Origin of the sequence: Erwinia sp. Eh17-17 (genome assembly GCF_039675725.1) — a bacterium.
Lineage (GTDB): Bacteria > Pseudomonadota > Gammaproteobacteria > Enterobacterales > Enterobacteriaceae > Erwinia.
This window is the reverse complement of record NZ_JBDFQT010000001.1, coordinates 1,156,042-1,182,163: the sequence shown is the minus strand read 5'-3', so window position 1 is coordinate 1,182,163 and position 26,122 is coordinate 1,156,042. Positions and strand designations below refer to the sequence as shown.

The following is a 26,122-nucleotide window of genomic DNA, read 5'->3' as shown; positions in this document are numbered from 1 at the left end:
TAGAATGCGCCTCACAAAACCCTATCAACTGTGGGATATCCCCTACCTGGTACCATGACGTTACTGGCTCTCGGCATCAATCATAAAACGGCACCTGTGGCTTTGCGTGAACGCGTGACGTTCTCGCCTGACACGCTGGAACAGGCGCTCAATAGCCTGCTGGCGCAGCCGCTGGTACAGGGCGGCGTTGTGCTGTCTACCTGTAACCGTACCGAGCTGTACCTGAGCGTCGAGCAGCAGGAAAACCTGCAAGAGCAACTGGTGGCCTGGCTGTGTGATTACCACAAACTGAGTGTCGATGAGGTTCGTAAAAGCCTCTACTGGCACCATGATAATGACGCCGTCAGTCATCTGATGCGCGTGGCCAGCGGCCTGGATTCGCTGGTACTGGGTGAACCGCAAATTCTCGGCCAGGTGAAAAAAGCCTTTGCTGACTCTCAGCGCGGCCACTCGCTTTCCAGCGAGCTGGAGCGCATGTTCCAGAAATCCTTCTCGGTTGCCAAGCGCGTGCGTACCGAAACGGAAATTGGTGCCAGTGCAGTATCGGTCGCGTTTGCCGCCTGTACGCTGGCGCGTCAGATTTTCGAATCACTCTCCACGGTTAACGTGCTGCTGGTCGGGGCAGGGGAAACCATTGAACTGGCCGCGCGACATCTGCATCAGCACAAGGTGAAAAAGCTGATGATTGCCAACCGCACCCGTGAACGTGCGCAGGCGCTGGCGGATGAAGTCGGGGCGGAAGTGATCAGCCTGCCGGAGATTGATTCGCGTCTGGCCGAAGCCGACATTATTATCAGTTCTACCGCCAGCCCGCTGCCGATTATCGGTAAAGGGATGGTGGAACGTGCGCTCAAGCAGCGCCGTAACCAGCCGATGCTGCTGGTGGATATTGCCGTACCGCGTGACGTGGAGCCGGAAGTGGGCAAATTGCCGAACGCCTACCTCTACAGCGTTGATGACCTGCAGGCGATTATTGAAAGCAATATGGCCCAGCGCCAGGCCGCAGCCGTGCAGGCTGAAACCATCGTGGTGCAGGAAAGCAGCGAATTTATGTCCTGGCTGCGGGCGCAGAGCGCCGTTGAAACTATCCGCGATTACCGCTCACAGGCGGAACAGGTGCGGGCTGAACTGGAAGCACGGGCCATTGCGGCTCTGCAACAGGGGGGCAACGCCGAAGAGGTGCTGCGCGACCTGGCCCATAAGCTCACCAACCGTCTGATCCACGCCCCAACCAAATCTCTTCAGCAGGCCGCGCGCGATGGCGATGGCGAACGTCTGCAAATTTTACGCGACAGCCTCGGGCTGGAATAGCGTTCAAGCCTCTTTTTTACAAGGTAAAATAATACGAATGAAGCCTTCTATTGTTGCCAAACTGGAAGCCTTGCAGGAGCGCCACGAAGAAGTGGAGGCGATGCTGGGCGATGCCGGCGTGATTGCCGATCAGGACCGTTTTCGTGCTTTGTCCCGCGAATATGCTCAGCTAACCGACGTCAGCCAGTGTTTCCGTCAGTGGCAACAGACCCAGGAAGATATTGAAACCGCCGAAATGATGCTCGACGATGCCGAAATGCGTGAGATGGCGCAGGAAGAGCTGAAAGAAGCGCGCAGCGCCAGTGAAGCGCTGGAACAGCAGCTACAGGTGCTGCTGCTGCCGAAAGACCCGGATGACGAGCGTAACTGCTATCTGGAGATCCGCGCCGGAACCGGCGGTGATGAGGCGGCGATTTTTGCCGGCGATCTGTTCCGCATGTACAGCCGTTACGCGGAATCACGCCGCTGGCGCGTGGAAGTCATGAGCGCCAACGACGGTGAACACGGCGGCTATAAAGAAGTGATTGCCAAAGTGATCGGCGAGGGCGCCTATGGCCGCCTGAAGTTTGAATCCGGCGGTCATCGCGTGCAGCGCGTACCGGAAACCGAATCTCAGGGGCGCATTCACACCTCGGCCTGTACCGTGGCGGTGCTGCCGGAAGTGCCGGAAGCGGAACTGCCGGAAATCAATCCGTCCGACCTGAAAATTGATACCTTCCGCTCGTCCGGGGCAGGGGGGCAGCACGTTAACACCACCGACTCCGCTATCCGTATTACCCACCTGCCAACCGGCATCGTAGTGGAGTGTCAGGACGAACGTTCCCAGCATAAAAACAAAGCCAAAGCGCTCGGCGTGCTCGGCTCGCGTATTCGCGCCGCTGAGATGGCGCGCCGTCAGGAACAGGAGTCATCGACGCGCCGCAACCTGCTGGGCAGCGGCGACCGTTCTGACCGTAACCGTACCTATAACTTCCCTCAGGGGCGGGTGACCGACCACCGTATCAACCTGACTATCTATCGTCTGGATGAAGCGATGGAAGGTAAGCTGGACGCACTGATTGAGCCGATCGTGCAGGAATATCAGGCCGATCAGCTGGCCGCGCTTGCCGGGAACGAGTAGTGCAGATCCGTGTCTGGCTGCGGCAGGCCATCGCTAAACTGTCCACCAGCGACAGCCCAAGACGCGATGCCGAGATTTTACTGGGAAATGTCACCGGTAAGTCCCGCTCCTGGCTGATCGCTTTTGACGATGCCGTGCTGGATGACGTGCAGCTCACGCAGCTGGACGCGTTAGTAGCCCGGCGGGCGGCAGGGGAACCGGTCGCGTATCTGACCGGTGAACGCGAGTTCTGGTCGCTGTCGCTGAGGGTGTCCCCGGACACGCTGATCCCCAGGCCCGACAGCGAAGTGCTGGTGGAGCAGGCGCTGGCGCATTTACCAGAGCAGCCTGGTTCTGTGCTGGATCTTGGCACCGGGACAGGAGCCATTGCGCTGGCGCTGGCCAGTGAGCGCCCGGACTGTCAGGTGACCGGGGTCGATCGTATCCCGGCTGCCGTGGCGCTGGCGCAGCACAACGGCGACAGGCACGGGCTGCATAATGTGACGTTCATGGAAAGCGACTGGTTCTCTGCCCTGGCCGGGAAAAAATATACCCTGATTGTCAGTAACCCCCCGTATATTGATGCCGACGATATTCATCTGGCGCAGGGGGACGTGCGTTTTGAACCTGCCAGTGCGCTGGTAGCTGACGATCATGGGCTGGCAGATATAAAAAGGATTGCTGCAGGAGCCAGGGATTATCTGCAGGATAATGGCTGGCTGCTGATTGAGCATGGCTGGCAGCAGGGTGAAGCGGTAAGACAGATTTTGCGTAAAAACAGCTTTCAGCAAGTAGAAACCTGTCAGGATTACGGTGGTAATGACCGCGTCACTTTTGCTCAATGGATACGATAACAGGGAATTTTATGGCTGACTGGTATGTTCCGCTTAAAAACTTACATCTTCTCACCGTGGCAATCACCGCTCTGATGTTTGTGCTGCGCTTTTATTGGTTACAGACCCATTCCCCGATGCTGCAGCGGCGTTGGGTGCGCATTGTTCCCCATCTGAATGACACGCTTTTGCTGTTGTCCGGAGCACTGCTGGTGGCGATCACGCATTTTTATCCCTTTAGCCCGCAGGGTAACTGGCTGACTGAGAAGCTGTTTGGCGTTATTATCTATATCACGCTGGGCTTTATTGCTTTAGGGCGTCGTCCACGTGCGCAAAAAGTGCGCTGGATAGCGTTCATTGTGGCGTTAATCGCTCTTGTGGTCATCATGAGACTGGCCACAACTAAAATGCCACTGCTGGGGTTTGTATGACGTCGATCGCTGATTTTGATTTTACCGTCTCGCCGCTGAGTGAGGCGGTAATTACTGCGTCGCTGGCTATTCGCGGCGATTTCCCGGCTGAAGATGTCAGAGAACAGTTATCGGTGCTGGTTGCCGAAGCACGTGCTGAAATTCCGTCCGATCTGGCCGCTGATTTACAGGTGGAGCAGCTCATCGAACTGTTCTGGGGCCGCTGGGGTTTCGGCGGTGCCAGCGGCGTGTATCGTCTTTCTGACACGCTGTGGCTGGATAACGTATTAAAGAGCCGTCAGGGCACAGCGGTATCGCTGGGCGTGATTTTTCTGCACATTGCAGGCCAGCTCGATCTGCCACTGTTTCCGGTGATATTCCCGACTCAGCTGATTTTACGGGCCGAATGGGTTGATGAAGATATGTGGCTGATCAATCCATTCGATGGGGAAACGCTGGACGAACACACGCTTGAAGTGTGGCTGAAAGGCAATATCGGTCCGATTGCTGAACTGTATGACGACGATCTGCAGGAAGCGGAACCGCTGCTGGTATTGCGTAAAATGCTGGATACCCTGAAGTCGGCACTGATGGATGAGAAACAGATGGAGCTGGCGCTGCACGTCAGCCAGGTGCTGGTGCAGATGGACCCGGAAGATCCCTATGAAATTCGCGATCGCGGGCTGATTTTCGCCCAGTTAGAGTGTGACCACGTGGCGCTGAGCGACTTAACCTACTTTGTTGAGCAGTGCCCGGAAGACCCGATTAGCGAAATGATCAAAGTGCAGATTCACTCAATCGAACAGAAACAGATTACCCTTCACTAATACAGTGAACTCTATAAAGGCGAAGATATGAAACAAAAAGTGGTTAGCATTGGCGATATCAAGGTCGCAAACGATCTGCCGTTCGTCCTGTTTGGTGGTATGAACGTGCTGGAATCGCGCGATCTGGCCATGCGTATCTGTGAGCACTATGTGACCGTGACCCAGAAGCTGGGTATTCCTTACGTGTTCAAAGCGTCATTTGATAAAGCCAACCGCTCCTCTATTCATTCATACCGTGGTCCTGGCCTGGAAGAGGGCATGAAGATCTTCCAGGAGATCAAACAGACCTTCGGGGTGAAAATTATCACTGACGTTCACGAGGCCAGCCAGGCGCAGACGGTTGCTGACGTGGTGGATGTGATTCAGTTACCGGCTTTCCTGGCGCGTCAGACCGACCTGGTTGAAGCCATGGCGAAAACCGGTGCAGTGATCAACGTGAAGAAACCGCAGTTCGTCAGTCCGGGCCAGATGGGTAACATCGTGGACAAGTTCGCGGAAGGCGGTAACGATAAAGTGATCCTGTGCGATCGCGGGGCTAACTTCGGTTACGACAACCTGGTGGTCGACATGCTGGGCTTCAACGTGATGAAGCAGGTGTCCGGTAACAGTCCGGTGATCTTCGATGTCACCCACGCCCTGCAGTGCCGCGATCCGATGGGCGCCGCTTCCAGCGGCCGTCGTGGCCAGGTTGCCGAGCTGGCTCGTGCCGGTATGGCTGTTGGTATTGCCGGCCTGTTTATTGAAGCGCACCCGGACCCGGCCAATGCAAAATGCGATGGCCCTTCGGCGCTGCCGCTGGATAAACTGGAGCCGTTCCTGGTTCAGATGAAGGCGATCGACGATCTGGTGAAGAGTTTCGCGGAGCTTGATACCAGCAACTGATTAAGCTATCCCCAACGGGTCAGTACAGCTGGCCCGTTAAATCCTCTGTTCTGGCCCGTCACCCGCCTCACCCTCTTGCATTTATCACCCGAAATGGAACATCACATTAAGGAGCCGTTATGAAGAAAACACTGCTATTACTCGTTGGCGCACTGGCGCTCAACGGCTGTAGTCATGCCATCCAGACGTCAGCAGAACAGCCGGATGCTGCCCAGCTGGCTAACCGCTTATTTGTGTTAAGCAGCGTTGATGGCCAGACGGTGACGCCACATCAGGGTATCAAACCGGGCATCAGCTTTGGTAACGATCTCAAGGTGAGCGGCGTGATGTGCAATCGCTTCTTTGGTCAGGGTGCGCTGCAGCAGGGGCGTCTGAGCGTACCGCAGCTGGCGTCAACGCGCATGATGTGCAGCGATCCGCAGCTTAACCAGTGGGAGCAGACGTTAACGCAGATGTTGATGAAAGGTGCCGCGCTGGAATTGGATCAGCAGACGCTGACGTTAACCGGCAGCGGGCATACGCTTCAGTATCAGGCGCAATAAAAACAAAAGGGCTGACCGGAAAAAGGGTCAGCCCGTGCTGCAGGGGACGACCTTTTTAAGGCCGTCCCTTTTTCGTTTTAAAGCATAATCGTCATCAGATAGGCAATAAACAGCGCCAGATGGGCAGCGCCGTTCAGCACATTGGTGCGTCCGGTCGAGAACGAAATCTGGCACAGCAGCAGCGCGGCGATCATCACCACCATCTGCGGAGGTTCAAGACCAAAGATCAGCTGCTGTCCGGTCAGCGTTGCGATCAGCGTGACCGCCGGAACCGTCAGGGAGATGGTCGCCAGCACGGAACCGAAGAACAGATTCATCGCACGCTGCACCTGGTTTGCCAGGACCGCCTTAATCGCCCCCAGTCCCTCTGGTGACAGGATCAGCAGCGCCACCAGGAAGCCGGTGAACTGCTCCGGTGCTTTCAGCTCGGTCAGCAGCGACTCCAGCGTATTGGCGTTCATTTTAGTTACGGCAATCACCGCAATCAGATGCACCAGCAGCCAAAGAGTGTGCCGGGTACTGGAGTGTGCAGAGGGTTTACCGTGGTGCGGATCGTCGCCTTCATCTTCATGTTCGTAAACAAACAGGCTCTGGTGCGTTTTGGTCTGGATCAGCAGGAAAACCCAGTACATTGCCGCTGAAATCCCGGAGACCAGCAGCGCCTGCATTACGCTGAAGTTACCGCCCGGCAGCGCGTTCGGAAACACCAGCACGATAATGCCCAGCGGAAAAATGGCAATCAGATACTGCTTAACCCCGGCCAGATTAACGTACTGCGTGGCGAATTTACGCCCGCCCAGCAGCAGGGCCGCGCCCACCAGTCCGCAGGTCACAATCATAATGATCGAGTACAGCGTGTCACGCATCAGCGCCGGAGCGGCGTCGCCGGTGGCCATCAGGGCGGAGATCAGGCTGACTTCAAGGATAACCACAGAAAGGCTGAGGATCAGCGAGCCGTAGGGTTCGCCCAGGCGATGTGCCAGCACGTCAGCATGGCGCACCACGCTAAAGGCACTGCTGAGAATGGCTACGAGGGCAATCAGGTTGATGCCGACAACCAGTGGAAACGAAGCGGTGTTACCCCAGAACCATAGGATGGTCAATGCGGCGACAGGTAAGATCAGGGAATACTCGGTGTGGCGGGTTTTACTGCTCTCTTGCGCACTCATAGGCTAACGCTCCTTATCTGTATCCTGTTGACCCGAAATTGGCTTAATGCGCCGCGGGTCCATTAAACATAGTCTGACAATATGAAAGACAAGTGGCGAAAGTATAACCTTTTTTTACCTTGCAAGGGGATCTGTTTACGATTTTTTACTGTGTTTAGGTTAAAGCAAGGTAAGGGGGGTATTTTTCAATGTTATCCTCCTATCCTTATGAATAGATATAGAGTTTATTTTTTCTTGGAAAATTTAGCTGATAATTTTTCCGCACAGATGCCGCGAATAATGACTTAAATAATGCGTGGAAGGGATTTAATCGCTGAAGCCCGGTAAATTATAACCTTAATTAAAACAGGGAAAAAACAGCGCCGCACAGGGAGGGTGAGGCGCATCGGCGGGGTCAGAGTGCGCTTGCCCGACGCCAGTTCAGGCGCGCAGGCAGCCAGCGCTGCGGGACTTCAGGCGTCTGCTCGTCAATGAGCTGCGTGACCATCTCAAAGCAGTTCCAGGCCAGCAGACGTTCGTCCTGGGCGACGGTATCAATACGGACTGACAGGGCGTCATACAGATAGTGGTCGTCAAAGCTGCACAGATGCATCGGCGTTCCGAGCAGGTCATGCTGGCTGAGATAGCGCAGCACGCCTTCCTGAAGACCACAGGCGGCGCAGAACAGCGCCTGCGGCACCCGGCCCAGCCGCGCATACAGTTCGGCAAACATCTCATAGCCTGAGCTGGCGTGATAGTGCCCGTGCATAATCCATTCCGGTCTGACTGCAACGCCGGCGCGCTCCAGTCCCTGGCGAAAACCGGCCAGCCGGTCGCGGGTCGGGGAGATACGCGGCTGGCCGCCAAAGAAATAAATTTCGTCATAGCCTTCACGCGCGACCGCTTCCATCAGGGTTGCTGTCGGTCCGGTGGCATCGGTGATCACCAGCGGCAGCGTGGAGTCACCCAGATGACGGTCGAACAGCACCACCGGCAGCTGCTGGTTAATTTTCTGGTATTCTGCATCGTTGAGCATACTGGAGGCGACGATCAGCCCGTCGATCTGGCGCTGAATCAGATTGTTGACGGCCAGCGTCTCCTGACTGGCATTTTCAGCGGTACAGGCGATCAGCAGCTGTAATCCGGCGTCGCGGCACAGCATCTCCAGTTCGTGAGAAAAGCGGGCAAAGCCCTGATTGGTCATTTCCGGCACCACCAGCCCGAGAGTGTGGCTGCGGGCGGAATTAAGTGCGCGGGCGTGAATGCTGGGTTGATAGTGCTGCTGGCGCGCAATGTCCAGAACGCGGGTGCGGGTGGTTTCCGCCACGCGCAGCTCTTTGCCACGGCCATTAAGCACCAGGCTGGCGGTCGATTTGGACACGCCCGCCAGCCGGGCAATATCGTTAATAGTGATACGTTTGTTTTTAGTCACAGTGGCTTAGGTGTGGTGGCTCATAGGCTCATTCTATCACGCATTGTCGCAAGCTCCAGTGACGCAGCCCGATCTGACCGGCGCCGTAAAAGCGCAGCTGTGGCTCTGCGGACGGGAAATAACGCGAAGACATCACGGCTTCTCCCTCATTGATGAAGATTTCAACGCTGGAGCGATCGCACAGGATCCGCAGCGTGCGAACGTCACCGGACCAGTAACGCTCTTCAGGCTCACCGCTGCGCAGATTGTTACGCCGCAGGGTCAGGCCCTCGGATTCCACCGTAAGCTGAAGTGTCCCGGCAAATTTAAGCTCGCAGGATCCGCTGACGGTAAGTTCAAGCTCCGCGCTGTCAATCACCAGCGCGGGCAGGCTCTGCGCCGAGCCGGTGAAATGCATCTCCTGTCGGCGTAACTGTTGCAGTTCGCGTGCAGGCTGCTGAACCAGCCGGCCGTCGCGCAGAGTCAGTTCGCGCGGGCAGGTCATGATGTGCATCCAGCCGTGGTCGCGGGTGGGCTGGAAGAACTCATCCCCGTCAGGGATCCCCATCCAGCCGATTAACAGACGGCGGCCATCGGCGCTGAGGCAGGTTTGCGGTGCATAAAACTCAAAGCCGTGATCGAGTTCGTGGAACTCGCCGTGACGGAACTGAAGTGCCGGGTAGTCCAGGGTGCCGCAGAAATAGCCACTCTGGAAGGTATTACGCCAGCGCCTGGCTTCTGCCGCCAGCCCCTGCGGACACACCACCAGTACGCTGCTGCCGTCCAGCTCGAACAGGTCAGGGCACTCCCACATATAACCAAATGCTTCCAGCCCGTTCAGGTGGCTGCCGGCAATCTCCCCCAGCGATGTCCACTGATGCAGGTCCGGTGAGCGGAACAGCAGCACTTTACCCTCTGACGCCAGGTTCTGCGCACCCAGAACCATGTACCACAGGCCATCATGCTGCCAGACTTTCGGGTCACGCACATGCCCGGTGTAGCCCTCCGGCAGAGCCAGTACCGGGCCATGCTTGTGGAATTCACCGTGTTCATCGCGGGTGGCGAGGCATTGCCAGGCGGTACGGCTGCCGTCGTCAAATTTGACATTGCCGGTATAGAGCACGGTCAGCTCGCCCTGATTATCTACCGCACAGCCTGAATAGCAGCCGTGGCTTTCATAAGGTTCCGACGGTGCCAGGGCCAGCGGCTCATGCCGCCAGTTGACCAGATCGTCAGAGCTCCACTGGCCCCAGAATTTAGCCCCGTGAGCGCAGGCCAGCGGGTTCCACTGGTAGCACAGCACGTAACGCTGGTTGAAGTGAATAAATCCGTTCGGGTCGTTCATCAGCCCGACGGGCGGAGCAAGATGCCACGCCGGACGGTGATGATCGGCGGCCGCACGCTGCTGGCCGGACAGCACCGCCCGCAGCGCCTGCCTGACCAGGTGGACTTCACTCATGCTTTCACCTCGAATTTAATTTTCAACAGCAGTGACAGGACAAAAGCGGTACCGAAGGCGATAACCATGCCGATCAGATAGTTGAGCATTGAACTGGCCTGCACAATCGCCATGCCTGGCAGGGCGGTCAGGCCGACGGCCGTCATATTGACGTGCATGGTTACCACCCAGGCCCCGCCGAGCGCACCGCCGACCAGACCGGCAATAAACGGTTTAATATAGCGCAGGTTAACGCCAAAAATGGCCGCCTCGGTAATACCGAGCATGGCGGAAAACGCTGAGGGCAGGACAATGCTGCGCACTTTGATATCACGGGTTTTGAACCATACCGCCAGGCAGGCGCCGCCCTGTGCCACATTCGCCATTGACCAGATCGGCAGCAGGAAGTTGACGCCAATCGACGGGTTACCCAGCAGCCCGGCTTCAATGGCATGGAAGCTGTGGTGAATACCGGTAATCACGATCACGGAATACAAACCACCAAACAGCAATCCAGCCAGCCAGCCTGCATGAGCAATCAGCGTGCTGAGCACCAGTGAAATACCGTCACCCAGCATACGTCCCGCCGGTCCGATGATCAGCAGGGCGATAAAGCCAGAGATAATCACCGTCAGGAACGGGGTGAGGATGATATCCAGCGCATCCGGTATCACCCGACGCAGGCGTTTCTCGCAGTGGCTCATAAACCACACCGCCAGCAGCACCGGGAACACCGTACCCTGATAGCCGATCATCGCGATTTCCAGACCAAAGAAATTCATGGTATGGAAACCGCTGGCCACGCCCCAGGCGTTCGTCAGCGCCGGGTGGGTCAGTATGCCGCCGAGCGTGGCACCAAGATAAGGGTTACCGCCAAATTCACGGGCGGCAGTGAAGCCGATCAGGATCGGCAGAATGATGAAGGCCGCCGAGCTGCACATGTCCAGCATGATAAACAGGGCGCTGCCGGAGTCCACCCAGCCGTAGGTTTTCACCATCCCCAGCAGGCCCATCAGCAGGCCGGAGGCGACAATGGCCGGGATGATCGGCACAAAGATATTGGATAACACCCTGGCGATGCGCTGGAACGGGTTTAGCTTCTGCGCGGCGATATCCGCCGCTTCGCTTTTGCTGGATTCATTAATCCCGGCTTCTTTGACGAAGGCCGCATGCACCTTGTTCACGATACCGCTGCCGAAAATCACCTGCATCTGTCCGGCATTGCGGAAGCAGCCTTTGACGCCCTCCAGCGCTTCAATGGCATCTTTCTGTACCAGATCATCGTTAACCATCACCAGACGCAGACGCGTGGCACAGTGCGCGGCGCTGGCAATATTTTCACGTCCACCGAGAAGTGGCAGGAGTTCCCGGGCTGTTTTTTCAAAATCCATCATCTCACCTTTTAATTATTGTACTGAATTCATCAGAACCAGGTTTCCATCTGAACACCGAAGTTCCATTCGCCGCCGGCGCTGAAGCCGCTGCTGCCGAAGGAGTCATCGCTGGCGTAGCGATCGAGCGAGCTGTCCCAGTCCATCCAGCTGGCGAAGAGGCGGATTTCCGGACGGGTAAAGAAGTCACCGATGTCGGCCACCTTAAAGGTCGGGGCGACGGTCAGCTTCCAGAAACCACCCGACACCGCCTGGCGATCTTTGTAACCCTGCGGATCGAGATCCATATACTGATAGCTGCCTTCATAAGCGAGCGCAAAGTTCGGGTTGATCTCCTGGATCAGCCTGGCGTTAAGGGTGGCCCAGCGGTAGTGGTCACCGGCGGCATAGCGGTCGGTACTGGTTTGTGCCAGCACTGCCGGGGCAAAGCTCCATGTCTTGTTCAGCGGTGTGACGCCATAGCTCGCCAGACGCCAGGTTTCTGCCTGCTGAGTCAGATTGCCGTCAGAGCCAACACCTTTTACCTCTGCACCCAGCCCGCGACCGTATAGCAGGGCGGTCTTCGCCGTGCCTTCGCGCAGGCCCCAGAAGCTGTCGTTGTGCAATGCCAGCATGGCGTGAACACCCGTATCACCCGCGTTGTCATTCTCACGGCTTGGGTTCAGGCGTTCATCGTTATCTTTGGCCCGCAGCCCGCTGACCATCAGCTGGAACGGACCGGCAAAGTTATTGCTGGTGACAATGTAGTTCTGAATGGTGTTATCAATCGACTCAATATCACCAAAATTGCGCCCGTAGAGGGAGAAGTTACTTTTCAGGCCGTCAGCCAGCTGTACGTCGTAGATCCCGCCGCCGGTTCCGGCCAGAAACACCACGTCGGAGTCAAGCCAGTGAATATCAAAATTATCGCGGTCGAAGCGTTTACCGGCCCACAGGGTGGTGTTGTCAAAGGCTCCGGTGAACGTCGGCAGATTTCCCAGCTCAACAAAAGCCTGACGGATATTCAGTTCACTGGTGCTGCCCGTCCAGTCGTTGTAGTCACGCTGTCCGTCGGCCAGCATGGCTTTGAAGCGCGTAGTGGCGCCGTTAGCCAGCTGCTGCTTGTGCTCAAAATTCAGCTCAACGTAGGTGTTGTTTTCATTACCAAGTCGGCCAACGGCCCCTCCGGTTTCTCCCGCGGGGGTCAGGTAGGGGCCACTCTGAGTACCCGCGGCAGAATCATTCATGATCAGTCCGGATCGCGCATAGCCATGGAACTCGAAGCCATCTGCAATCTTGCTGGTGCTGGCGGTCACCGGCGCGGCAGCAGCGGCCGGAGCGGTGCTGGCGGCGGTTTGTGCTGCCGTAGCGGGTGGCGTTTGCTGCTGCGAACGCGTTTCCAGCTGGACGATTTTGTTTTCCGCCGCTTCTGCGCGGTTTTCCGCGGTGGTGGCACGATCTTCCGCTTTTTGCAGACGCTGTTCCATCGCCATCAGGCGCTCTTCCAGGCTGGTAAGCGTGGGGGCAGCGAAGCTGACCGCAGGTGTTGCTAAGGCAAGGCTGATGGCGATCGCCAGATTACGGGGTTTGATCATTTGCACGGTTCCCAGAGTGATTGTTTTGTTTTTTTTTGCTAAACCGGTTCGATGCAGAGAGTAAGCTAACAGGAATGTGCTGTTCAATCAGATTTGCTAACCCGGTTTAGGAAGTGTGACCGGGTTGGCAGTTTCGCAGGGGAAAGGATCAGAAACGGGCGAGATCGGCGATCCGCGGCAGGGCGGTCATGGCCCCTTTTGCGGTGGTGGCGGCGGCACCGCTGCGCTGCGCCTGCTGGATGGCAAGAGGAAGATGCTCCGGTGCCAGCGGATCGGTTTCCGCGGCCAGCGCGGCCAGCAGCCCGGCAACGAACGCATCGCCCGCGCCTGTGGTATCAACCACCTCAACACGCGGGGCGGAAAAGTGCTGCACGGTGCCGGCCTGCCACAGGCTGACTCCGGCGCTGCCGCAGGTCACCAGCAGCAGCGACGGCTGAAAGCGCCGGGTAAAGTCAGCTATCCCGGCGGTAAGATCGCGACAGTCGGTCAGCGCGGCGAGTTCATCTTCCGACAGCTTGATAATATCCGCCAGCGCGAAGGCATCGGCCAGCGCGGCATCCATCTCTGCGGGGTCTGTCCACAAATCTTCACGCAGGTTGGGGTCAAAGCTGACCCAGCCACCAGCCTGTTTAATCGACCTCATCGCCTGCATTGCGGCACTGCGTGAAGGTTCAGCGCTGAGAGCGATAGAGCAGAGGTGCAGCCCCTCACCGGCCTGGAAAGAGGGCAGGCGGTCCTCAGTCAGGCTCAGGTCGGCGGCGGGGCGGACCATAAAGGTGAACTGGCGTTCGCCGCTGGCGTCCAGGCTGACCAGCACGGTGGACGTCCGCTGGCCCGCGGCCTGATACATCCAGTCGGTATTGACCTGCTCCTGCTGCAGCGTCTCCTGCAGAAAGGTGCCAAAGGGATCGTCACCGACGCAGCCAATGAAAGCGCTGCGGCCTCCGAGCCTGGCGATACCGACGGCCACATTAGCCGGTGCTCCGCCGGGGCATTTCAGCAGATGAGTGTCTCCTTCAGGCAGCAGATCCACCACGGCGTCGCCCAGTACCCAGATTGTTTTGTCCATCATCGTTATCCTTAAGTGATTATCTGCCAAAAGCTAAACTGGTTTAGCAAAAAAATCAAAGTTCTTTTTTCATCATGCTTCACGCAAATGCATCTGGTGGGTAAAGATTCCGCGGCGGCTGCCGATCAAGCTTAAGTGAAACTTTTTTTCTTTTGTGATCGCCTTCAAACTTGATTGCGTACGCATAAATGCATAAGGTCGTTAAAAGCATTCATTTTTTGCTGAAAACGGGACTCTACAGGGATTCAGTCAGACAGTCTGGACGTTAAGCAGTGGCGTGAGAGGTGGCAATGTTAACGAGAGATTTTTTACTACAGGCAGACTGTAAAACCGCTTTTGGTGATATCGAAGAGTCACTGCTGTGGAGCTGTGAACAACGTGCCGCCTCGCTGGCGGCGACGCTTGCCTGCCGTCCCGATCACAGCCCGGTGTGGATTTTCGGTTACGGCTCCCTGATGTGGAATCCGGTGTTTGAAGCCGATGAAGTGGCCGCCGGTACGCTGCACGGCTGGCATCGCGCCTTCTGTCTGCGGCTGACCGCAGGACGGGGAACCGCCAGCCAGCCGGGGCGTATGCTGGCTCTGAAAGAGGGGGGCGAGACCACCGGACTGGCCTTCTGTCTGCCGGAAACCCGGCTGCATGAAGAGCTGGAACTGCTGTGGAAGCGCGAGATGATCACCGGCTGCTATCTGCCCACATGGTGCGACCTGATGCTGGATGACGGGCGCACGGTAACGGCACTGGTGTTTGTCATGGACCCGCGCCATGCGCTGTATGAACCGGACTCCTGCCCGAAAACTATCGCCCCGCTGATTGCCCAGGCCAGAGGGCCGCTGGGCACTAACGCACAGTATCTGTTTTCACTGGAAACGGAGCTTAAACAGCGCGGGATGTATGATGACTGCCTGACCGATCTGGTTCAGCGGGTGCGTGAATTGCAGCAGTGCCATAACGGGCTGGCGGGATAAACTGGCGCAGGGGGCAGGCATATGCCCCCTGCGGTAAGCGGTTAAACGGCGTGCTATGCTACATCCCCGGATTGATCAGCCAGGTACCGGCACGGTCAATCTTCAGCTGCTGACTGAGCACGCCGTTAGCGCGGCGAACTTCCAGATGATAATCCCCGGCCGCCAGATTGAGTGACGCATAGCCATTGTTATTGGGTTTCACCTCCATCACGCTGCCGTTTAACAACAGAGATTCATCGCTGTTTAACTTCAGATAGACGGTTGCCATCACCGGTGCGCTGGCTGCGCCCGGCGTCCTGACGGTGGAAGCCGCACCGCTGCCGGAGGTATTGCTGGCGGCGGCCGACAGTTCCGGCGGCGTATCGCTGCTGCGGTTAAGCCCCCAGACTACTGCCGCCACGGCGATTGCCGCCACGCCGCTGAGCAGCAACAGCGGTCGCGACAGACGTTTTGCGACGCGCGGCGCCATCACCGGTTCGGCAGCCCCGGCGGCAGGGTTAACCGCCAGCACTACCGGCTCCGGGTCCGGCAACTGCACAGGCTCTTCCTGGGCTTCCACCACCTTGCTTACCAGCTCATCGATTTCGCTCACCGGCAGGTCAATCAGCGCGGCCAGTTCATCGACAGACTGCGGACGCTGCTGGTGATCCATCTGCAGCGCCTGGTCAATGGCGTACAGTAACGGCAGAGAATAGCCTTCCGGGCGCAGCGTACTCAGCGGCTGATAGTGGTCTTCAATACAGCGAACGACGCTCACCGGCGGCGGATTGCCAACGATCAGGGTATGCAGCACCGCGCCCAGCGCGTAAATATCGGTCCAGGGCCCCTGATCGCTGTCGCCTTCTTCACTGTACTGCTCAATCGGCGCGTAGCCGGGTTTCAGCATAATCTCTGTTTCATCAGAGAGATTGCCAATCTCTTTGCGCGCCGAACCAAAGTCGAGCAGAACCGGTAACTGGTTGTCCTGAATCTGGATATTATCCAGCGAGATATCACGATGCAGATAACCGGCGCGGTGGAGGGTGTTAATGGCACCAAACAGCGGCGGTAGCAGCTGGCGGATCCACGCTTCATTAATGGTTTCCGGGCTGGTCTGCTGCCACTCTTTCAGCGTCATACCGCTGTAGAACAGGGTCCCCATATAGGCCGTGCCATTCTCTTCCCAGAAACGCAGCACGTGCAGCAGGCCGGGATGATTAAACCGTGCCAGCAGGCGGGCTTCCTGGATAAAACTGTTCAGTCCGGCATTAAACAGGCGCTGATAGCGTTCCCCGCGCAGCGTGACCGACAGATCTTCGCTGCGGCTGGCCAGTGACACCGGCATATACTCTTTAACAGCAATGGTGCGCTCCAGCAGATTATCCCAGGCGCGATACACAATGCCGAAACCGCCACCGCCTATCACTTCCTTGATTTCAAACTCGTTAAAACGGTAGCCAGCCGGTAGGGCATTAGGAATATTTTTTTGTGATTCGTTTGCCGACATAGTGAAATTCTCCTGGCGTGCTGTTAAGCGGTAGTTAATTAACGGTGCGCCAGGCGCCAATCGCCGGGTCGGCCAGTTCGGCGTGCAGGTCATCCACCAACAGCACATTGACTTTTACGCCTGCGTCGATGATGCCTGACCAGGTGTTACGCACGGAATCGACCCGTGCTTTTAACGCAGCGCCGTCGCTGGCCTGCGCTTTATCCATTTTGACCAGCAGCGTGCCGTCGAAAGACCAGACGTGCAGACTGTGATTAAACGGCAGTACCAGCCAGCTGCCGGGCGCATCAGCGCGCGCCAGCACCAGGCGTTGATTATTGACGGCCACCACGTCGAGTGACTCCGGTGCCGGGTGCAGGTGGGTAAGCGGATACCCCTGGTAGAAGTTCACCGCCAGCGGCTCACTCTTATTACTGTGCGACAGCGTCAGCCGGGTACTTCCTTCCAGCCAGCCTTCGGTGGAACAGTTCATGGTTTTGTCATCAGGAATGAACAGCGACTGACCGTTGTCATCCCACCAGGTGCGGAAATGGCAGCCACCCGGCAGATCGAAATGTTGCAGCGGTGCGCTATTGGCAGGCTGCGAGATATCAAGGGGGGCGGCGTTGCTGGCCGTCGCCGTCGCGGTGGCATCCGCCGTGACGATCGGTCGCCAGCTCTGCTCTTTGGCCGCGGTGCCGGTCGCAAGTACAGCGCCCTGGCCGTTGGTCATCCGCCATGGAAGCTCCAGCAGCTTGCCGCACTGGTTCTGCAGCAGATTTCCCACGCGCGGCAGGAAGCTGGTCAGCACGCCAGATTCCTTACTTTTACCGGAGACAATGCGCAGATTCAGCGTTTCCTGGCACCACGCGGCGGGCGTGTTGCTGGTGACATCATCAATAAAGACCTCCAGCTCAAGGCTGGGGGAGTACACCACACGATAGTCTGCCGCCTGAGCTGCGGTGGCGCACAACAGAGTCAGAGTAGCGGGCAACCAAAATTTCATAACATTCCTTGGTGTTAATCGCGTGGCGGGAGAAAACGGGCAGAATCCGCCATTGAAAAGAGTAAGGTGGTTTCCTGTGGGGAACCAACCCACACGGCCACGGCGCTCAGATTATCTGTTTTTGCGCTGCGGTCGATGGCTTTTTGCATCAGTGCCAGCCATTCCTCAGGGGAATTGACCATGCGTAAAGCCTGTTCCATTTCCGTTGGCGTGAGATTGCTCCAGAAACCATCGGTGCAAATCAGGAATACGTCACCGTCTTCCAGTGCAGCGACCTCACTGAAGCCGTGCGGATGCGAGACATCGGCACCCAGCGCATTGTAAAGTAAGTTGCTGTTAATTCCCGTATTTTCATACCCTGCATCCTCTAACTGCTGGACCAGACTGTGGTCACGAGTCACGGTATGGATCGCCCCCCGGCGGAAGTGATAGACCCGGCTGTCCCCGGCGTGAACCCACCAGGCGCGCAGTGCGTCGCGGTCAATAAACAGCGCGGCCATCGTGGTGCTCATCTTGCTGAAATTCAGATTATTCCTTTGTGCATTAACAATCGCCTGCTCGGTATTCTCAATCAGCGTCGCGGTGTGCTGGGGAAGCAGCGGCTGATAGCCGTTGAGCTGGCCCAACAGCGTGTCTCTGGCAATCTGCGCGGCCAGTGCGCCACCGGCGCTGCCTGCCACGCCGTCGCAGACCATAAAACAGGCGCTGTGTGGCCCCAGCAGCGTGCCGGTGGTGTCCTGGTTACTCTCACGCGCACCGATCTGGCTGGTAGACGAAAATTGAATATTCATGCGTCTTCCGGGCGAATTTGTGAGTCTTTATATTGATTCACTTCCATGTCGTAGGCCTGCAAAAAGGCCTCGCCAAACAGGGTGTGGAAGTCATCCTCGATTTCACCAGCGGTACTCTGGTAGTGGCGCATAAAGTAGTCCCACAGCGCGGCTTTTCTGCCGCTGCTCAGAGCGAGTCGCGGCAGCACGCCATCGCGGCGGGCCAGCTCTTCAAGCCGCTGCGGATTAAAGGATTGCAGCATGGCGGCAATAATGGCGCGGATACCGGCAATCATGCCCAGCTGGTGGGCCTGTAAATCGACCAGTGCATCGCGCACCGCCTGCTCTGGCGGCATAAATCCGGGCATCTGGCTCTGATAAATCTGCATCAGGACGGTTTTACCCGAAGGTAAAATTTTAAAGGGGTTGTTCGCCTCGTTGAGGATCATAGTCATCTCTGCTTTCACCCCGCGTTTGAGGATCGAGCGCGACGAAAGTAATGCGACCGTTCCCTGCGAAAACAGGCTGAGCATTCGCCCGGTGGTGCGCATCTGCTCTTCGGTCAGCGGTGTTTTATCCAGCGTGTTATCCAGCCCCATTCCTTCCAGCAATGCTGCCAGTAACCGCTGCTCACGGGTGCCCTCGGCCTTGCTCTCCTGCAGACCCGCTGGAACCTCATGCCCGAGCGGATCGATTCCCAGGCGTGCCACGGTCTGGCGGGCGGAGCGCAGCCCCATCTCTTCTGCATTCTGCAGCTCATGGTGCAGGGGGGCAGACTCGTCCAGAGGGTGGCCCATACCCAGCGGATCGTCATGATTATCGCTATCGTCAGCAAACAGCGACAGCGGGTCAAGGTGCGCCTGGGGTTCGGCCGCAATCGCGCGTTGGGGATCGCTGACCTCAATCTGGTAAGGTCCAATCGCCAGCGTATCGCCGTGATCCAACAGCACCTGGCAGCCGCGCATCAGTTCGCGACCGTTGTGGATCACCGCAATCACGCTCCCCTGGTTTGTCAGACGGCAGTCGCCGTTGGCGGCCACGTGCACCAGCGCCTGCAGGCGGGAAATGGCACGATCGGGGTCAGGCAGCACCAGGTCATTGTCAACGCTACGGCCAATCGTGCCGCCCGGCGCTACAAAATCACAGGCCGTCACCGGAGCGTCGGTCTGATTCTGTAAAATGGTCAATCGCATGCATTTTTCCTGCAAAGAGGCTCGCTGGCCTGATTACTCTATTCGAACATCGGTGGATAGAGTCCGTGACGGCCCGGCTGCAAGCGGGCAGCCGGATGAAATAACTGCGAAAAAAGTTCTGCGGTCAGGTTACCGCTGTGCTTATGGCTGATCAGCGGGCATCCATCACTCTGATTCGTCCACCAGTAGCTGGTGTATTGCAGCGGATCAAAGCGTGTGGCGACCTCACGCCAGGCGAGCGAACAGGGCAGGTCCTGATAGCCAATAACATCCATGATATCCGAACGTCCGGTATCCGGCAGCGACAGTGGCGTCATACCCTGAAGAGCCTGCTCCAGCCAGTCAACCGAGTGTCGCTGTTGTACCGCCTGAAAGAGCGTTGCGCCCAGCTCCTGATACCAGTCGCCAGAAATCGCCAACTGTGCCGGATGCCAGCATTTCATTGGTACACTCTGCACCGCCAGCAACGGCCAGGCACGTCCGACACGGTCACGCGACGGCATCACACAGCCGATCTGCACGCGCTGCACACCTAAGGTCGCGGGAAGAACGAAATTCCACACCGGAGCCTGGGCAAACTGGTCGCTGTCGGCATCATAGCGATGGTGCCAGTGAATCAGTCCAGGCTGAAACCAGTTCGACCAGCTGTCAATCAGGGCTTCCGACATGCGCCGCTGAACAAAATCGCCTGTCGTAGGCAGTTTGCCATACCATCCCAGGTCATTTTTTGCTGCCATATCGATGACCTTAATCAGTTAGCTGCGGTCTGCCCTGCAACAGGCGTCAGGGCCGCAGCGGCGTCAGCGCTGTCAGCCTGACGTCCTGTATTGTCCAGATTAAACGCTAATTTCTTGATCATCAGCGCATTGTCTCGTGCGTAAGGTGAGCTGAGGATCTGTCGATCCAGTAGCTGACTTAAATGCCAGTCCAACTGCTGAAGCTGGCGGGGCGTCACGCTGGCGGGCAGGCTGCGTTGCAGATTCTGCATCACCCAGCCACGCAGAAATTCACCGTCGTAGCTGCGCGGCTGGTAGAGCATTTGGTAAGCGCGCAGGGCACTACGACTGAATTCTGCATCTTCCCCGTTATCACTGCGCAGAGTCCGGGTGATCGTCTGCGCGACTCGCGGCAGCAGCAGCGACTTCAGCGCCCCCTGATACAGCGCCCAGGTAGCCTCACTAATTTGATCGCCACGATACAGCCCACCGCGCACGGTCAGCGGCGGCGCGTCGAGAGCAAAACGGCTGCTCTGAGGTAAAGCGACCAGGCTGTTTAAGAAGGGTAGCAGATCCAGGATATCTCCGTTGTTATCTGCCGCCAGGCGTGTTGCCTGCTGGGTCACCGGCGGTAACCGGCCCGCGACCTCCTGCAGATAGCGCTGGTTCTTGCTGTAGCTGACCAGCCATAGCGTAGAAGTGAGGACCAGCGCGACCGCCAGCGTCAGATAGCCCGCGCGGTGCAGCAGGCGGTTGCGCGACTCCCAGGAGCGGTCGCTGCCTGCCAGGCGACTCTCTCTGAAAATGACATTGCGCATCAAGTCGTGGATGAAAAAACTTTGCCCTTTGTTCGCCGGGATCGGTGCGCTGCGATTAACGCTGTCCCAGCTGGCAATGGACTGCCCCTGTGCCTGAGGAAGCTGCAGTTTACGCGACAGTTCACCCATCACCCGATCGAACGGCAGACCTTCCTGGGTGCCGCTGGTGAAGAACATGCCACGTGCCGCCCACGGGGTCTGGTTGTTCTCCGGTGAGAAGACCACATCCAGATACTCGGCCAGCAGAGGGCGCAGCGCGCTGAACTCCTGCGGGAACTGGAAACATTCGGCACGCGCCGTGAGATCGCTTTCCTGTGACATCCTGCTGCTCAGCTCCCTCATCAGCCGTGAGGTGAGCTGTTCGAACTGTTGTTCAAAATGAGCATTGACGCGGCGTTCACTCTGCCGGTCAGCATCCCAGGGGAAGGTAATGCCCCACACCTGCTCACGCTGTGACTTATCCAGCCGGGAAAAATAGCTCAAAAACCCTTTCAGCAGGTCGGTTTTGGTCACCATAATATAGACCGGAAACTGAATTCCGGTTTGCTGATGGAGTTCGGCCATGCGGCTGCGCAGAGCGCTGGCCTGGGCGTGACGCACTTCTGCCGGGTCGCTGAGCAGGTCGGCAACGCTGAGAGTCATGATCACCCCGTTAATCGGCTGGCGGGGACGGTAGCGCTTTAACAGCGTGATAAACGTCTGCCATTCGCTGGCATCGCGCGCGCGCTGGCTTTCCTGCAGCGCGTAACGCCCGGCGGTGTCCAGCAGTACGGCCTGCTCGGTAAACCACCAGTCGCAGTGGCGGGTGCCACCAATACCGCGCAGCGGTGCCTTGCCCATCGTGTCCCCGAGCGGGAACTCCAGGCCGGAGTTAATCAGCGCCGTGGTTTTCCCCGCACCCGGTGCGCCCACAATCAGATACCAGGGAAGCTGATACAGATATTGCGCGCTGAAGCGCTGCAGCCAGCCTTTGCGCTTACCGAACTGATTTTTCTTCAGCCGCATGGCCGCTTCGCTGAAGCGGTTATCCAGCATTTCCCCGGTGGCCTGAAGTTCGGCCTGGTCACCGGCGCTCAGCTGCAGGCGGGTAAGCAGCTTGCTGTTGAACCAGGCGCGATACAGCTGCGGGATCAGCTGTAACAGGATCCACAGGAAATAGCAGAGCCCGATCAGCAGTTCGCGGTTTAGCGGATTGTCCAGGGTCTGGAAGCGTGTCAGAGAGAGCAGCGGTCCAATCATCCAGATCAGGGCTGACAGGGCGGTGACGCCAGTCAGCCCCCACAGCAGGCGGCTGGAGAGGAGAGAAAAGAAAGTCTTCAGCATCAGTTTTTACCCGTGGAGTGGTCGTCTGACTCAGGGGCGGCGAACAGAGTGATCTCGACGCGGCGATTTTGCGCGCGATTTTCCGGACTGTCGTTGGGTAACAGCGCACCGCTGTCACCGCGCCCCAGAGCACGAACGCTAATGCCCGGCTGGGAAATCAGCTGCATCATCATGGTGCTGATGGCCCGCGCCTGGGCAGAGGAGTATTCATAGTTTGACGGGAAGCGGCCGGAGCGCACCCGCTCGTTATCGGTATATGCACTGACCTGAATCGTCCCCTTTGCCGTCTCCATGGCTGTGGCAACGCGCGCAATCAGAGCGCGCCCTTCAGGAGAAAGGACCGTGGTGGTGTCGCTAAACAGCCGGTCGGAAGAGAGGATCACTTTACTGCCGTTGGCCGTGTCGGTGACATCCAGCTGGCGGTCAGCAATCAGATCGCTGAGGCGCTGGCGCAAATCCACCAGGGCCTGCGGTGCCGCGCCGCGCTGTCCGGCGACCACCTTTGGCAGTGGCGTTTGCCAGATTTGCCGCAGCAGCGGCTCGGCGGCATTCCCCAGGCGCCAGTTGAGCGTGGAGAAAATCACGCAGCCGATGAAGGTGGCAAGGGTAACGCACACCCAAAGCGGGACCGGGGGGCGCCACAGCGTGACGGGGCCAGCCACCTCAACGGTCTGCGGCAGAGGAAACTCCTGCTGGCCGCGCGTGTCATGAATAAGCTGTGCCAGCCGGCTGCGCACGTTGTCCCGCTGCAGACGACCATTGTCCATTCCGCGATAGCGGCCTTCATAGCCCAGCAGGAGACAATAGTGGATGACTTCCAGCAGCCACAGATGCTGGAACGGATTCTGAGAAATACGTGACAACAGCTGGAAGACCTTTTCACCACCCCAGCTTTCATTGTGGAACGACACCAGCAGACCGCTGCCGGACCAGACGCCACGGCTGCCCCACGGCGTCTGCGCCGCCGCTTCGTCCAGTACGGCGCACAGGCAGTAACGGGCACCGATGATCATTTCAAACGGCAAAGCCGCCTGTTTACAGCGCGTCTCGAACTGACGCATTTCATCAATCAGCTGGTGGCGTAGCCCGGCGGGATCGTCATGAGTGGCGGCCAGGCGAATTTGTACAATCGCATTCAGCAGCGGTGAAGCCGCCGCAAGCAGAGGATTATCTGGGCTGACCGGTGTGCTCGGGTCAGCGGGAAATTCCGACGTCATCAGGGTTTGTTATTCTCGGCTGTGTGCCAGCAGGCAGATAAGGTCATGCTTCACCTGACGGTTAATAACGCTGTGGCTGCCGTCCCTGGCAGCGTAAAGGCGCACGGTAAAGGCGATTATTCAAGGATCCAGGTGGCGGTATTATTATTGCGGCAGGCTTTACTCTTACCGCCAACATCAACGCACACCTTCTTGCTGTTTTTGCGCGGGCGGGGACGATCGCTGCGCAGGGTTGCTTCATACCGATCGCTTTTTACGCCGGCCTTCAGCGGTACATAACCGATGAGCTGCTGTTGTTCGGGGTCGGCGATGGCAAACCAGCGGTTTTCCACTTCGCCCAGCACCATGAATGGCTTACCGTTTTCCAGATATTGCACCACTTTACCGCTATAGTCCGGGCTGGTCATGACAGAGGCATTATACAGCGCCCGGTACTCTTCATTGACCGGTGTAAAGGATGCAGGGGCCTTTACCGCGTGACGATGCGTCAGGGTTACGCCATCAACCACGCTGGTGACCACCGTGTCATCATTGATCGGCGGAGGAGGGGCTTTGCATCCCGCTAAAGTGAGTACGGCCATCAGGGTAAACGCGATGCTAATTTTCACATTGATCCTCGTGAATATCATCAAAAAATCAGGTTCTTTCAGACACAACATCTGTGCTATGAACTCTCCCGGAAACGCGTAACAAAACGCAAACTCTCCTGCATGTTCCGGGTGGAAATTTTTACAGGTTTACATAAAGATATTTCTTACGTCAGTTTACCTGACGCTTTTGGGAATGGAAACCATTGCAGGAGCGAGGTGAACATGTTAGTGCCGGGTGACAGAGTCTGCCTGAAAGGGAACAAAACGGCAATTTGATTAGTATCAATAATCAGTATTTCGCTCTGCGCTATGGTAGACGCCTAAAAACCAAACGATAGCTAACTATCACGTAACTTAATGAATCAATCCGATTAATAAATTCCAAATCATTCCGGTGCTAGCGGGATGCGTAAATTTTCAGTTAAATGCCAGAACGGCTGCGACCTGAGGGCGATGTTTTGCCCGTTTCCCCGACGCGATAAAACACAGCGGAGTTAAGTTGATGAGGCATCACTATCCTTCTGCGCTGGCGTATTTGCTGGCTTCACGGCAGCGGGAACTCGCCACCCTTCGCCATCTTTTGCAGAGCGTAAGGCTCACCACCGGGGTGAGCCAGTTGGTTCATGAGATTCAGCGTGAACGCGGGGCCAGCATCCTGTGGCTCTGTTCTGCGGGTCAGGTGTTCAGTGAAGAGTTATTGCACTGCGGGCGCAATGTTACCGGAAGTATTGACGGCGTGATGGCGCGTCTGCCCGCCCTGTCAGAGGTCGGCAGTGACTGGCTGGTCTCCAGCCGCCTTTATAGCTGTATCGCCACCGGGCTGCATGCGCTGAGTGAACTGGACGCGCTGCGCCAGCAGGTGCGTCAACGCCAGTTGACCCATGGCGTGGCAATGGATCAGTTCAACCACATTATCCGCCAGTTACTCAACCTGGTGTTTGAAATGGTGGATACTGCCTCGGATCCGGGCGTCTCGCGCGCTCTGATCGCCATGTTCAGTTTTATGCAGGGGAAGGAGCAGGCCGGGCAGGAACGAGCCGTTGGCGCAGCAGGGTTTGCCGCCGGGCAATTTTCCCCGGCGTTGAGCCAACAAATGGTGGCGCTGATAGACGCCCAGGAGCGCAGTTTTCAGCATTTTACTGAGTTTGCCGACCCGGACAGCCTGCAGCGCTGGCAGCAAATGACGCACAGTGAAAGTGAAATAGAGCGGTTGAGGCGTATTGCCTGTACCGCGGCAAGAACGGATACGTCGGGCGCAGCAATGGCGCTGCGCTGGTATCAGTGCCTGTCACAGCGCATTGACCATCTGAAAACCATTGAGGATCGGCTGGCGTTTGCGCTGATGCAGCGTTGCCGACAGAGCATTGCCGAAGTCGAAGCCCAGGGGGATATTTGCCCGGAAGACCTGCAACAGCAGATTCAGCAAAGTGCGAATGAACCTGCGTGGAGCGTTTTTGTTGCCGGGCAGGACTGGCCGGAACCGGCGTCAGCGGAGCCGCTGCGGGCAGATGGCCTGACGCCACAGCTGGGGCGCTCGTTACTGACGCTAATCCAGCGGCAGTCAAAGCGCCTGCAGGACCAGGATGATGAGCTGGCAGCGCTGCGGGCCAGCCTTGAGGATCGTAAGCTGATTGACCGTGCCAGGGCGCTGCTGATGCAGCATCACGGTTACAGCGAAGAGCAGGCCTGGCAGGCGTTACGTAAGATGGCGATGAATCAAAACAAGCGTATGGCCGACATTGCCAGTGCGCTGCTGGCAGTGGCTTCCGCTTTCGCCAGACAGTAAAACCCCCGGCGGGTGCACAAAAAGTGGGCACCACTCGCTTCACAACAGCGCACAACGGCGTGCCTGGCAGAAGAAGCCGCGCGGGAGGTCAGCAGAAACCGGTCGCTAACGTATTGAAAGTATACCCGGTCGCAATCAGGCAGGGTTCTGGCACAGCACTTGCAGTGTTATCTGACAACATACAGGCATTTTTCCCGCCAACGATGGCGGGATGAGTGTTTTGGATAAAGGCGTCCAACCGTCTGCATTATGCAGAGGGAAGGACGCCTTTTTTTATGGTTTTTTTTTCAGGAAGTGACAACGATGAGCAATTCACAAAGCAGAGTCCCCGCCAT

General features: G+C 57.5%; 23 protein-coding genes. 9 read left to right on the top strand and 14 right to left on the bottom strand.

Going from position 1 to position 26,122, the window contains the following annotated elements; genetic code table 11:
• Window positions 1-54 precede the first annotated feature (54 nt).
• The 7 genes from hemA to ABEH87_RS05210 all read left to right on the top strand — a co-directional run bounded on the left by hemA (window position 55) and on the right by ABEH87_RS05210 (window position 5,904).
• The gene (gene hemA, locus ABEH87_RS05240) at window positions 55-1,311 is read left to right on the top strand and encodes a glutamyl-tRNA reductase (RefSeq protein ID WP_346574504.1); all 1,257 of its coding nucleotides are present in this window, start codon (window positions 55-57) and stop codon (window positions 1,309-1,311) included.
• Between the two features lie 37 nt (window positions 1,312-1,348).
• On the top strand, window positions 1,349-2,431 hold the full coding sequence (prfA, locus tag ABEH87_RS05235; protein ID WP_346574502.1) for a peptide chain release factor 1: 1,083 nt from the start codon (window positions 1,349-1,351) through the stop codon (window positions 2,429-2,431).
• Window positions 2,431-3,264, top strand: coding sequence for a peptide chain release factor N(5)-glutamine methyltransferase (gene prmC, locus ABEH87_RS05230; RefSeq protein WP_346574500.1), 834 nt, complete (start codon window positions 2,431-2,433; stop codon window positions 3,262-3,264). Before prfA ends, prmC begins: the two co-directional genes overlap by 1 nt.
• Before the next feature lie 11 nt (window positions 3,265-3,275).
• The gene (locus ABEH87_RS05225; protein ID WP_346574498.1) at window positions 3,276-3,674 is read left to right on the top strand and encodes a SirB2 family protein; all 399 of its coding nucleotides are present in this window, start codon (window positions 3,276-3,278) and stop codon (window positions 3,672-3,674) included.
• A complete protein-coding gene (gene sirB1 / locus ABEH87_RS05220) occupies window positions 3,671-4,480 on the top strand; it encodes an invasion regulator SirB1 (protein WP_346574497.1) in 810 nt (269 codons plus the stop codon). The genes ABEH87_RS05225 and sirB1 overlap by 4 nt, the downstream gene beginning before the upstream one ends.
• Window positions 4,481-4,507: 27 nt before the next feature.
• A complete protein-coding gene (gene kdsA, locus ABEH87_RS05215) occupies window positions 4,508-5,362 on the top strand; it encodes a 3-deoxy-8-phosphooctulonate synthase (RefSeq protein WP_346574496.1) in 855 nt (284 codons plus the stop codon).
• 119 nt (window positions 5,363-5,481) lie between these two features.
• Window positions 5,482-5,904 carry an META domain-containing protein gene (locus ABEH87_RS05210; RefSeq protein WP_346574494.1) on the top strand — a complete coding sequence of 141 codons (423 nt, stop codon included), beginning with the start codon at window positions 5,482-5,484 and terminating at the stop codon, window positions 5,902-5,904.
• 77 nt (window positions 5,905-5,981) lie between these two features.
• On the opposite strand, the gene chaA is transcribed toward ABEH87_RS05210, so the two are convergent.
• From chaA to ABEH87_RS05180, 6 genes are all read right to left on the bottom strand, one after another.
• The gene (gene chaA, locus ABEH87_RS05205; RefSeq protein WP_346574493.1) at window positions 5,982-7,073 is read right to left on the bottom strand and encodes a sodium-potassium/proton antiporter ChaA; all 1,092 of its coding nucleotides are present in this window, start codon (window positions 7,071-7,073) and stop codon (window positions 5,982-5,984) included.
• Window positions 7,074-7,467: 394 nt separating this feature from the next.
• Window positions 7,468-8,484: a substrate-binding domain-containing protein gene (locus ABEH87_RS05200; RefSeq protein ID WP_346574491.1), complete on the bottom strand. Its 1,017-nt coding sequence runs from the start codon at window positions 8,482-8,484 to the stop codon at window positions 7,468-7,470.
• A gap of 28 nt (window positions 8,485-8,512) precedes the next feature.
• On the bottom strand, window positions 8,513-9,922 hold the full coding sequence (locus ABEH87_RS05195; RefSeq protein ID WP_346574489.1) for a sucrose-6-phosphate hydrolase: 1,410 nt from the start codon (window positions 9,920-9,922) through the stop codon (window positions 8,513-8,515).
• A complete protein-coding gene (locus tag ABEH87_RS05190) occupies window positions 9,919-11,292 on the bottom strand; it encodes a sucrose-specific PTS transporter subunit IIBC (protein ID WP_346574487.1) in 1,374 nt (457 codons plus the stop codon). Before ABEH87_RS05190 ends, ABEH87_RS05195 begins: the two co-directional genes overlap by 4 nt.
• A gap of 32 nt (window positions 11,293-11,324) precedes the next feature.
• Window positions 11,325-12,866, bottom strand: a complete 1,542-nt coding sequence (locus ABEH87_RS05185) for a carbohydrate porin (protein ID WP_346574485.1) — start codon at window positions 12,864-12,866, stop codon at window positions 11,325-11,327.
• 148 nt (window positions 12,867-13,014) lie between these two features.
• The gene (locus ABEH87_RS05180) at window positions 13,015-13,935 is read right to left on the bottom strand and encodes an aminoimidazole riboside kinase (RefSeq protein WP_346574595.1); all 921 of its coding nucleotides are present in this window, start codon (window positions 13,933-13,935) and stop codon (window positions 13,015-13,017) included.
• A 290-nt stretch (window positions 13,936-14,225) separates the two neighbouring features.
• On the opposite strand from ABEH87_RS05180, the gene ABEH87_RS05175 reads away from it, so the two are divergent.
• Complete coding sequence (locus tag ABEH87_RS05175; protein ID WP_346574483.1) at window positions 14,226-14,903, top strand: gamma-glutamylcyclotransferase; 678 nt, start codon at window positions 14,226-14,228, stop codon at window positions 14,901-14,903.
• Between the two features lie 58 nt (window positions 14,904-14,961).
• On the opposite strand, the gene ABEH87_RS05170 is transcribed toward ABEH87_RS05175, so the two are convergent.
• From ABEH87_RS05170 to ABEH87_RS05135, 8 genes are all read right to left on the bottom strand, one after another.
• Window positions 14,962-16,389 carry a serine/threonine-protein kinase gene (locus ABEH87_RS05170; RefSeq protein ID WP_346574481.1) on the bottom strand — a complete coding sequence of 476 codons (1,428 nt, stop codon included), beginning with the start codon at window positions 16,387-16,389 and terminating at the stop codon, window positions 14,962-14,964.
• A gap of 34 nt (window positions 16,390-16,423) precedes the next feature.
• The gene (locus ABEH87_RS05165) at window positions 16,424-17,374 is read right to left on the bottom strand and encodes a hypothetical protein (RefSeq protein WP_346574479.1); all 951 of its coding nucleotides are present in this window, start codon (window positions 17,372-17,374) and stop codon (window positions 16,424-16,426) included.
• Window positions 17,375-17,388: 14 nt separating this feature from the next.
• Entirely contained in the window at window positions 17,389-18,165 is a 777-nt protein-coding gene (locus tag ABEH87_RS05160; protein WP_346574477.1) for a PP2C family serine/threonine-protein phosphatase, read from the bottom strand.
• Window positions 18,162-19,337: a type VI secretion system-associated FHA domain protein TagH gene (gene tagH, locus ABEH87_RS05155; protein ID WP_346574475.1), complete on the bottom strand. Its 1,176-nt coding sequence runs from the start codon at window positions 19,335-19,337 to the stop codon at window positions 18,162-18,164. Before tagH ends, ABEH87_RS05160 begins: the two co-directional genes overlap by 4 nt.
• A gap of 38 nt (window positions 19,338-19,375) precedes the next feature.
• Entirely contained in the window at window positions 19,376-20,074 is a 699-nt protein-coding gene (gene tagF / locus ABEH87_RS05150) for a type VI secretion system-associated protein TagF (RefSeq protein ID WP_346574473.1), read from the bottom strand.
• Window positions 20,075-20,088: 14 nt separating this feature from the next.
• On the bottom strand, window positions 20,089-22,194 hold the full coding sequence (tssM, locus tag ABEH87_RS05145; RefSeq protein WP_346574471.1) for a type VI secretion system membrane subunit TssM: 2,106 nt from the start codon (window positions 22,192-22,194) through the stop codon (window positions 20,089-20,091).
• On the bottom strand, window positions 22,194-23,411 hold the full coding sequence (gene icmH / locus ABEH87_RS05140; protein WP_346574469.1) for a type IVB secretion system protein IcmH/DotU: 1,218 nt from the start codon (window positions 23,409-23,411) through the stop codon (window positions 22,194-22,196). Before icmH ends, tssM begins: the two co-directional genes overlap by 1 nt.
• A gap of 116 nt (window positions 23,412-23,527) precedes the next feature.
• Window positions 23,528-24,040: an SH3 domain-containing protein gene (locus tag ABEH87_RS05135; protein WP_346574593.1), complete on the bottom strand. Its 513-nt coding sequence runs from the start codon at window positions 24,038-24,040 to the stop codon at window positions 23,528-23,530.
• 463 nt (window positions 24,041-24,503) lie between these two features.
• Between ABEH87_RS05135 and ABEH87_RS05130 the strand changes: the two genes are divergently transcribed.
• Complete coding sequence (locus tag ABEH87_RS05130) at window positions 24,504-25,787, top strand: nitrate- and nitrite sensing domain-containing protein (protein WP_346574467.1); 1,284 nt, start codon at window positions 24,504-24,506, stop codon at window positions 25,785-25,787.
• Window positions 25,788-26,122: the final 335 nt, after the last annotated feature.